This window comes from Clostridium sp., from assembly GCF_051654825.1.
GTDB lineage: Bacteria > Bacillota > Clostridia > Clostridiales > Clostridiaceae > Clostridium.
This window is the reverse complement of sequence record NZ_JBOFYU010000038.1, coordinates 1-7,900: the sequence shown is the minus strand read 5'-3', so window position 1 is coordinate 7,900 and position 7,900 is coordinate 1. Positions and strand designations below refer to the sequence as shown.

Genomic DNA, 7,900 nt, shown 5'->3' with positions numbered 1-7,900 from the left:
AATAATAATGAATAAAAAACTAAGTAAACTAACTTTAAACATTGGTTTATTATTTATGAGTGTAGTTACAGTGTTACCTTTTATATGGATGATTTTTTCATCTTTTAAAAGTAACAGTGAAATAGCTTCAGCAGAATCTACTTTTTTTCCTAAGAATTTCACATTTGAAAACTATGCAGGAATACAAGCAAATTTTGACTTCTTAAGATTATTTGGAAATAGTTTATTTATAGCAATAGCTGTTACTGTACTAGTAGTATATACAAGCGTTGTATGCGGATATGTTTTAGCAAAGTACAGATTCAAAGGGCGCAATTTATTATTTAGTTTTATATTAGCAACTATGATGATACCTTGGTGTGTTACTATAATTCCAAGATATAGCTTAATGATAAAAATAGGATGGTTAGATAGTTATTTAGCACTTATTGTACCAGCAATGATAAGTGGATTTGGAATATTTATGCTCAAGCAATCTATTTCAGCAATACCAGATGAAATAATAGAAGCAGCTAGAATAGATGGTGCTTCAGAATTTCGTATCCTGCACAAAATAATATTCCCATTATCTACAAACTCAATTGCTAGTATAGCTATATTTCAGTTCTTATGGTCTTGGGAAGATTATTTATGGCCGTACTTAGTAATAAATAGCGAATCAAAACAATTGCTATCAGTTGGTTTACAAATGTTTAATGGGCAGTACGGGACAAACTATGGTGGATTATTTGCAGCTACAGCAATATCGATAATTCCAGTAGTTATAGTATATTTAATATTCCAAAAAAGATTTATAGAAGGTGTTGCAGCTTCGGCTGTCAAAGGATAGGCTAGTCAAATAAAAAAGTTAGGTATATAAATAATATAGGATTAACTTGAGAGGTATCAACCAAATCACATACAATTTACAAAATAATCAATTTATTATTTTGTGAATTGTATGTGATTCTTGTATGGAAAGTTACCTCAAGAATTGATATTATAGGACAAGATAATGAATTAATTGAATTACTACAATCCTATCGATAAATTCCAATTTGTAGAGTAGATTTGATGAACGATATTAATATATTGCGAATTAAAAATACAACTGTTTTAAATTATATTTATATCTTAAACAGTTGTATCTTTATGTAGAATAAATAATGCTGAACTTTTTATTCGACTTAGATTCTAGTAACTATATCATTAAAAACTTTATCTATGATTACTGCAATAATAATCCCAATAGAATAGCTGACCAAATCAAACCATAAAAAACCATGTCCAAGTACCAAACCTCCAAGAGTAGTATTACGTATAGTATTTATCCAATCCGACTGATACAATTGGCTTGTTTCTATTGCAAAAGAAAAGGCAATTGCTATGACAAAGCTTTTAAAAAGATCAAGCTTTGGAAATATAAATCTAAATCCAAAGTAAACCATCATAGCCCAAAGTCCATCTCCTATAAAAGGAGCGATATCCTTAGGGAATATAAACATAAATTTTCTTGATAACAATCCCATAAACATTACTATCACTGTAATCACAAAATACATAACTCTTTTTTTCATAATAATTTACTCCCTATAATCTTTAGTTATTAATAATATTCTATCAATATTAAGACTAATTAGACAACTTTAAATATTTATTATAAAAAAACGTGGTAAAAATTACACACTAGAAATTAGAAATATGATGTACACTACAAACATAATAGAGGGCCTTAATAGGCAGTTTAGAAAAGTTATAAAAACCGTAGACCTTAAAGTTTATTTCAAATAGAATATTTTGGTAAATATTACTTTATGAGTGTATATAATACCATTGTCAGTAGTTTTGCACATTTTGTAATGAAAAACTTATTGAGAGAGCTAAGAAAATAATATCTATATTTATGATATTATCAAATATTTTAAAGCAAGAGTCTAGAGAAAAATTAGATGAGGAGAATGGATATATATCAAAGGCTTTAGAATTAGTATGAAAAAAAGTTACTTATTTAAAATAATATGTTGAAAATAATTTCAAAGATAACTACAATTACATTAGGAAAACGTATTTATGAAGAGGTAATATATATATGGGGAGGATTTAATTATGGCATTACTTAAAAAAGGAATTGCTTTAACTATAGCACTTGCTATAGGGTTTTCAGTGGCATTATCGACTCCAATAGTTAAGGCAGAAAAGAAAGTACCAGAGAATAATAAAGTTGTAACATTAGGAGTTGAAAATATTGACAAACATATGGAGTTGTTTGAAGGAAAGAGAGTAGGATTAATAACAAATGCTACAGGTATAGACTCAAAGTTTAACTCAAGTGTTGATATTATGAATGAAAAAACTAACTTAACTACATTGTTTGCTCCAGAACATGGTATAAGAGGCGCAGCTCAAGATGGTGAAGCTATCCCAGGTGGTCAAATAGATCCTGTTACAGGATTGCCTATTTATTCTTTATACGGGTCTACGAAAAAGCCAACTCCTGAAATGTTAGAGAATTTGGATACTATAGTGTTTGATATTCAAGATGTAGGCGCTCGTTTTTATACATATGTTTCAACAATGGCGTATGCTATAGAAGCAGCAATTGAAAATGAAAAAGACTTTATTGTTTTAGATAGACCAAATCCTATAGGAGGAGATGTTGAAGGGTTTAAGTCTGATGCACCTTCGTTTATAGGATTATATCCAACAGTTCAAGAGCATGGTATGACAGCTGGAGAGTGGGCACTTTATATATTTGAAGAATTTATAAAACCTGAGTATGAGAAAAAGGGTGTAGAGATAAAAACTAAGGTTGATGTAGTAGAGTTAGAGGGATGGACTAGAGATATGTATTATGAAGAAACTAACTTACCTTGGGTTCAACCATCACCTAATATGCCAACAGTAGATACAGCTTTAGTATACACAGGTACTTGTATATTTGAGGGAACTAACTTATCTGAAGGTAGAGGTACTACGAAGCCATTTGAGTATATCGGAGCACCATATATAAAAGATCCATTTGCTTTAGCTCAAAAGATGAATAGTTATGGTTTAGAAGGAGTTACATTTAGACCAACTAGCTTCAAGCCATCTTTCAATAAATTTGCAAATCAAAACTGTAATGGTGTGCAACTTCATGTAACAGATAGAGAAGCATTTGATGCTGTAAAAGCGTCTTTAGCTCTTATGTTTACGATAGAGGATATGTATCCACAAGATTTTAAATACTTAGACGATGATAAGCCGGGTGTTGCATCTTCTATAGATTTACGTATAGGTATAATGGACTTTACTGATAGATTAGAAAAAGGTGAGTTTACAAGAGAAGATATTGTAAATTCTGTTGAAAAAGGTGGAGAAGAGTTTAAGAAAGAAACAGAAAAGTATTATTTATACAAAGACAAGAGTGATTCAAAAAATAATGGTTCAGACAAAGGTGAAGGAAATAAGAACGGACATAACAAATAGCTAATATTTAGTACCCATAGGGAGGAGATTGTAATGACAAATCAAGAGATTGCAAAGAATTTAGTTGATTTAGTTGGAGGGAAGTCTAATATAAAGTCTGTACAAAATTGTATGACTAGATGTAGGCTGGAGTTAAATGATCATTCAATAGTTAAAATGGCTGAGTTGAAAAAATCAGAAGCTGTTTTAGGTGTTGTTGAGTCAGATGGTCAGTTACAGGTTATATATGGTCCAGGAAAGGTAGATAAAATAACTAATGAAGTTAGTAAGATTGTTGGCAAGAAGGTACTGTTGGGAGAGGATGCTGTAAAGCAAACTAAAGCTCACTTAAACGAAAAAAATGATACGAAATTTAAAAATGCTTTAAAAAGAGTTGGAAATATATTTATACCATTAATACCGCTATTTGTGTCATGTGGACTTGTTTTAGCCGTAAATAATATAGCTGGAGTTTATTTTGGAGATGCTTATAAATTAACTACAGCTGCAAAGATAATAGGACTTATAGGAAATGGAGTATTCTCAGTATTATCTATATTAGTAGGGGTAAATGCTGCTAAGGAGTTTGGTTCTCAAATGCCTATGATGGGTGGGGTACTAGGTGGTATTCTTTCCTCAGCTGCACTTGCTGACATAGCTCTTTTTGGTTCGAATTTAACTCCTGGTAGAGGTGGAATTATATCAGTAATATTAGTTGCATTATTAGCTGTATTTGTAGAGAAGGCATGTAGAAACGTTGTACCAGATGTTCTAGATTTATTTATAACTCCATTAGTTACTCTTACAGTTTCTGTTTTAGCTGCATTATTTATTCTTCAGCCAGTAGGTGGTTTTATATCAGATTCAATAGGTTTAGTAGTTGCTAATACTATAGCCTCTGAAAATTCTATTGTTTCAGTTGTATCAGGAGCTATATCAGGGGCTTTATTCTTACCATTAGTTATGACAGGTATGCATCAAGCTTTAACTCCAATACATGCAGATTTAATAGCTAATGTTGGTTATACGGTGTTACTTCCTATCTTAGCTACAGCGGGTATGGCTCAAGTTGGAGCTACTATAGCTGTTTTAACCAAGACAAAGAATGAGAGATTAAAGAAAACTGCTAAGAATGGATTGGTTCCAGGGTTCTTAGGAATAGGGGAGCCGCTAATATATGGGGTAACATTACCTTTAGGAAAACCATTTTTAGGTGCATGTCTAGGTGCTGGTGTAGGTGGTGCTGTAATGGCTATATTTAAAGTGGGAGCTGTAGCACTAGGTGTGTCTGGGTTACCACTTGCTTTATTAATAGCTGATGGAAAGATATTAGTATTCTTAGTAGGTGTTGTTACATCTTATGTTGCAGGATATCTATTCACATCTATGATAGGATTTGAAGATCCTGTTGATGAAGAAGAGGTTGAAGCATCTATATAGAATAAGCAAATAAAAGGATGATATATATAGAAGTGTTTATATATCATCCTTTTTAAGTAAGTTTAGACAAATGATTCAAGAGGTGGTTTTAAATATGAGTTGTATATTAAGAATGAATAATATATATAATGAGTTAACTGAAGTGGATAAGAAAGTAGCTGATTACATAAATGAAAATAAAGAGCTGATAAGTAAGTTGTCTGTATCAGAACTAGCACAAAAGTCTAATGTAAGTTCTGCAAGTATAGTTAGATTTTCAAGAAAGTTAGGATATAGTGGATTTGGGGAGTTAAAGATTGAGATTGCAAAGGATGCGATTTCAAAGTCAAAAGATTATTCTTATGTAGAAAAAGATGGAGATATGAGTGTAAACAGTGTTGTCAGCAAGATAACTAATACAAATATAGAAAGTATCACTCAAACTACAAAGCTAAATGAATTATCTAAGATAGAAGATGCAATAAGGGAAATTATAAATTCAAAAACTGTATATGCTTTTGGAGTAGGTGGATCTGCATTGGTAGCTTTAGATCTACAGCAAAAGTTATTTAGAATAAATAAGCCTATTGTTACATCCTTAGATACTCATACACAGATGATGGTATCTTCAAATCTAAGCTCAAATGATGTAGCTATTGCAATATCTTATTCAGGTAAATCTAAAGAAGTCATTAAATCCATTGAAAATGCCAAGGCTAGGGGAGCTAAGTGTATAAGTATAACTAAGTATGGTGACAATGATTTAAATAGGATGTGTGATATAAATTTGTTTGTTCCTAATATAGAAAATAAGCTAAGAGAAGGTGCCATATCTTCGAGAATAGCTATGCTTACATTAATAGATATTATATATATATCTATTGTACAAAGTGATTTTAATGACGCTAAGTCAAGGTTTGAAGCCAGTAGAATGAGTGTAGATTATTTTAAATTATAAATAAATATTAAATTTGGGGGTATGGGGAATTATGAAATTTAAAAGATTATCAAAACTAGTATTAGCTATATGCATAGCAGGAAGTACTATATTTTCAAGTATTCCAGTGAATGCTTTAGCTAGTGAAAAGGTAGTAGTAGAACAAATAGATGCGATAATAGAGCAAAAGTTAGCGGATATGACACTAGAGCAAAAGATAGGACAAATGATACAAGTAGATTTTAGACAGTGGAATGGCCAGGATCACATTGTTTTAAGCGATGAAGTTGCAAATATAATTGATAAATATGATTTAGGTGGAGTAATATTATTTGCTGAGAATGTTAAAGAAACTGCTCAGACGACTAAGTTAGTTCATGACTTACAAGAAGTTGTAAAAAATGATAAAAGTAATGATGTACCTCTTCTTATAACTGTAGATCAAGAAGGTGGAATTGTTACACGTTTAGGCACAGGAACCAATTTACCTGGAAATATGGCCATAGGTGCAACTAGAAGTAGCCAGTACGCTTATAATGCTGGAAAGATAATTGGATCAGAGTTAAATTCATTAGGTATTAATGTTAATTTCGCTCCAGTTTTAGATGTTAACAATAATCCTGCTAATCCAGTTATAGGAGTTCGTTCTATATCTAGTGATCCTAGTTTAGTAGGTGAGCTAGGATCTTCGATAATAAGAGGTATACAAGATCAAGGAGTTAGTGCTACAGCTAAGCATTTCCCGGGTCATGGGGATACTGCTACAGACTCTCACTATGGTCTTCCAGTAGTGGATAAGTCATTAGAAGAACTAGAACAAACAGAGCTAGCTCCATTTAAAATAGCTATAAGTCAAGGTGTAGATATGATAATGACTGGGCATATAGGTATGCCTCAGATAGAAAGTGAAGTTGTAAATTCAAGTCAAGGAGAATTCCCATTACCTTCAACTTTATCTGATGATGTAATCACAGGTATATTAAGAAATCATTTAGGATACGACGGTGTAGTTATTACAGATGCATTAAATATGAAGGCTATATCAGATAATTTTTCAGAGTCACAAGCGGTTATTAAAACTATAAATGCAGGAGTTGATATAGCTTTAATGCCTACGATATTAAGAAGTGAAGCAGATGTATATAAGCTAGAAACTATAATAAATGATGTTATAAATGCTGTAAACAGTGGTGAAATAAGTATGAATAGAATAGATGATTCTGTTAAGAGAGTGTTAAAGTTAAAGTTAGAAAGAGGGGTATACTCTCCTAATGAGGATGTGAAGGAATTAACTTTAGAAGATAAAATAGCTAACGCACAAAGTATAGTTGGTAATGCAGAGCATAAAGCTATGGAAAAAGAAATTTCAGAAGCTGCAGTTACGTTAGTAAAAAATGAAAAACATACATTACCATTTAAGCCTAAGAAAGATGCTAATATTTTAGTGGTTGCTCCAGCAAAAGATCAAACTGATAGTATGATAAGAAGTATACGTAATTTAGAGAAAAAAGGAACTATAAAAGATGTAAATGTAGAATTTACAAACTATAATAGTAAGACTCCTCATATTGAAGAAAATGAAGTTTTGAGACAGCAAATAGAGAAAGCTGATTATGTAATAGTAGGATCTAATGTTAATAATAGTGCAAAGCTACAAGAAAATTCAGTGGATCATTATGTACCTGAAGAGATAATAAGATACTCTAATGAGTTAGAAAAAGATGCTGTTATGTTAAGTTTAAGAAATCCATACGATGTAGCTGCTATAACTGAAGCTAAAGCACAGGTAGTTATATATGGATTTAAAGGAGATCCAAATGGACCGGATTCAGAAGCTGGAAATCAAAAAGCTGCAGGACCTAATTTACCAGCAGGAATAGGAGCTATATTTGGAGATTTTAAACCACAAGGAAAGATACCTGTTGATATACCTGTTGTAGAAAATGGAGTGTTTAAAGATGAAACATATATGCCATTTGGATCTGGATTTAAAAATTGGAATAGATAAACGACAAATAAATAAAAAAGTCTAGCGTATGAGTAAAATGCTAGACTTTTTTATTTTCTAAGATTTTTATAAATGAAATACTTTGTGTATTTATTTTCTTGGTAATCAGG

Annotated in this window: 6 protein-coding genes; 5 read left to right on the top strand and 1 reads right to left on the bottom strand. The window is 31.4% G+C overall.

All coding sequences use genetic code 11. The features are described from left to right. Positions 1-829 (top strand): carbohydrate ABC transporter permease (locus tag ACRDBA_RS02170; RefSeq protein ID WP_438571298.1); only part of this gene is annotated, 829 nt, incomplete at its 5' end. Positions 830-1,166: 337 nt separating this feature from the next. Here the strand turns inward: ACRDBA_RS02170 and ACRDBA_RS02165 are convergent. Further along, positions 1,167-1,556, bottom strand: a complete 390-nt coding sequence (locus ACRDBA_RS02165) for a DUF2809 domain-containing protein (RefSeq protein ID WP_438571297.1) — start codon at positions 1,554-1,556, stop codon at positions 1,167-1,169. A gap of 529 nt (positions 1,557-2,085) precedes the next feature. On the opposite strand from ACRDBA_RS02165, the gene ACRDBA_RS02160 reads away from it, so the two are divergent. The 4 genes from ACRDBA_RS02160 (at position 2,086) to ACRDBA_RS02145 (ending at position 7,790) form a co-directional block, all read left to right on the top strand. Then, positions 2,086-3,447, top strand: a complete 1,362-nt coding sequence (locus tag ACRDBA_RS02160; protein ID WP_438571296.1) for an exo-beta-N-acetylmuramidase NamZ family protein — start codon at positions 2,086-2,088, stop codon at positions 3,445-3,447. 33 nt (positions 3,448-3,480) lie between these two features. Continuing rightward, positions 3,481-4,866, top strand: coding sequence for a PTS transporter subunit EIIC (locus ACRDBA_RS02155; protein WP_438571295.1), 1,386 nt, complete (start codon positions 3,481-3,483; stop codon positions 4,864-4,866). A 94-nt stretch (positions 4,867-4,960) separates the two neighbouring features. Further along, a complete protein-coding gene (locus ACRDBA_RS02150; protein WP_438571294.1) occupies positions 4,961-5,803 on the top strand; it encodes a MurR/RpiR family transcriptional regulator in 843 nt (280 codons plus the stop codon). A gap of 31 nt (positions 5,804-5,834) precedes the next feature. Further along, positions 5,835-7,790, top strand: coding sequence for a glycoside hydrolase family 3 protein (locus ACRDBA_RS02145; protein ID WP_438571293.1), 1,956 nt, complete (start codon positions 5,835-5,837; stop codon positions 7,788-7,790). The last annotated feature ends 110 nt before the right edge of the window (positions 7,791-7,900 follow it).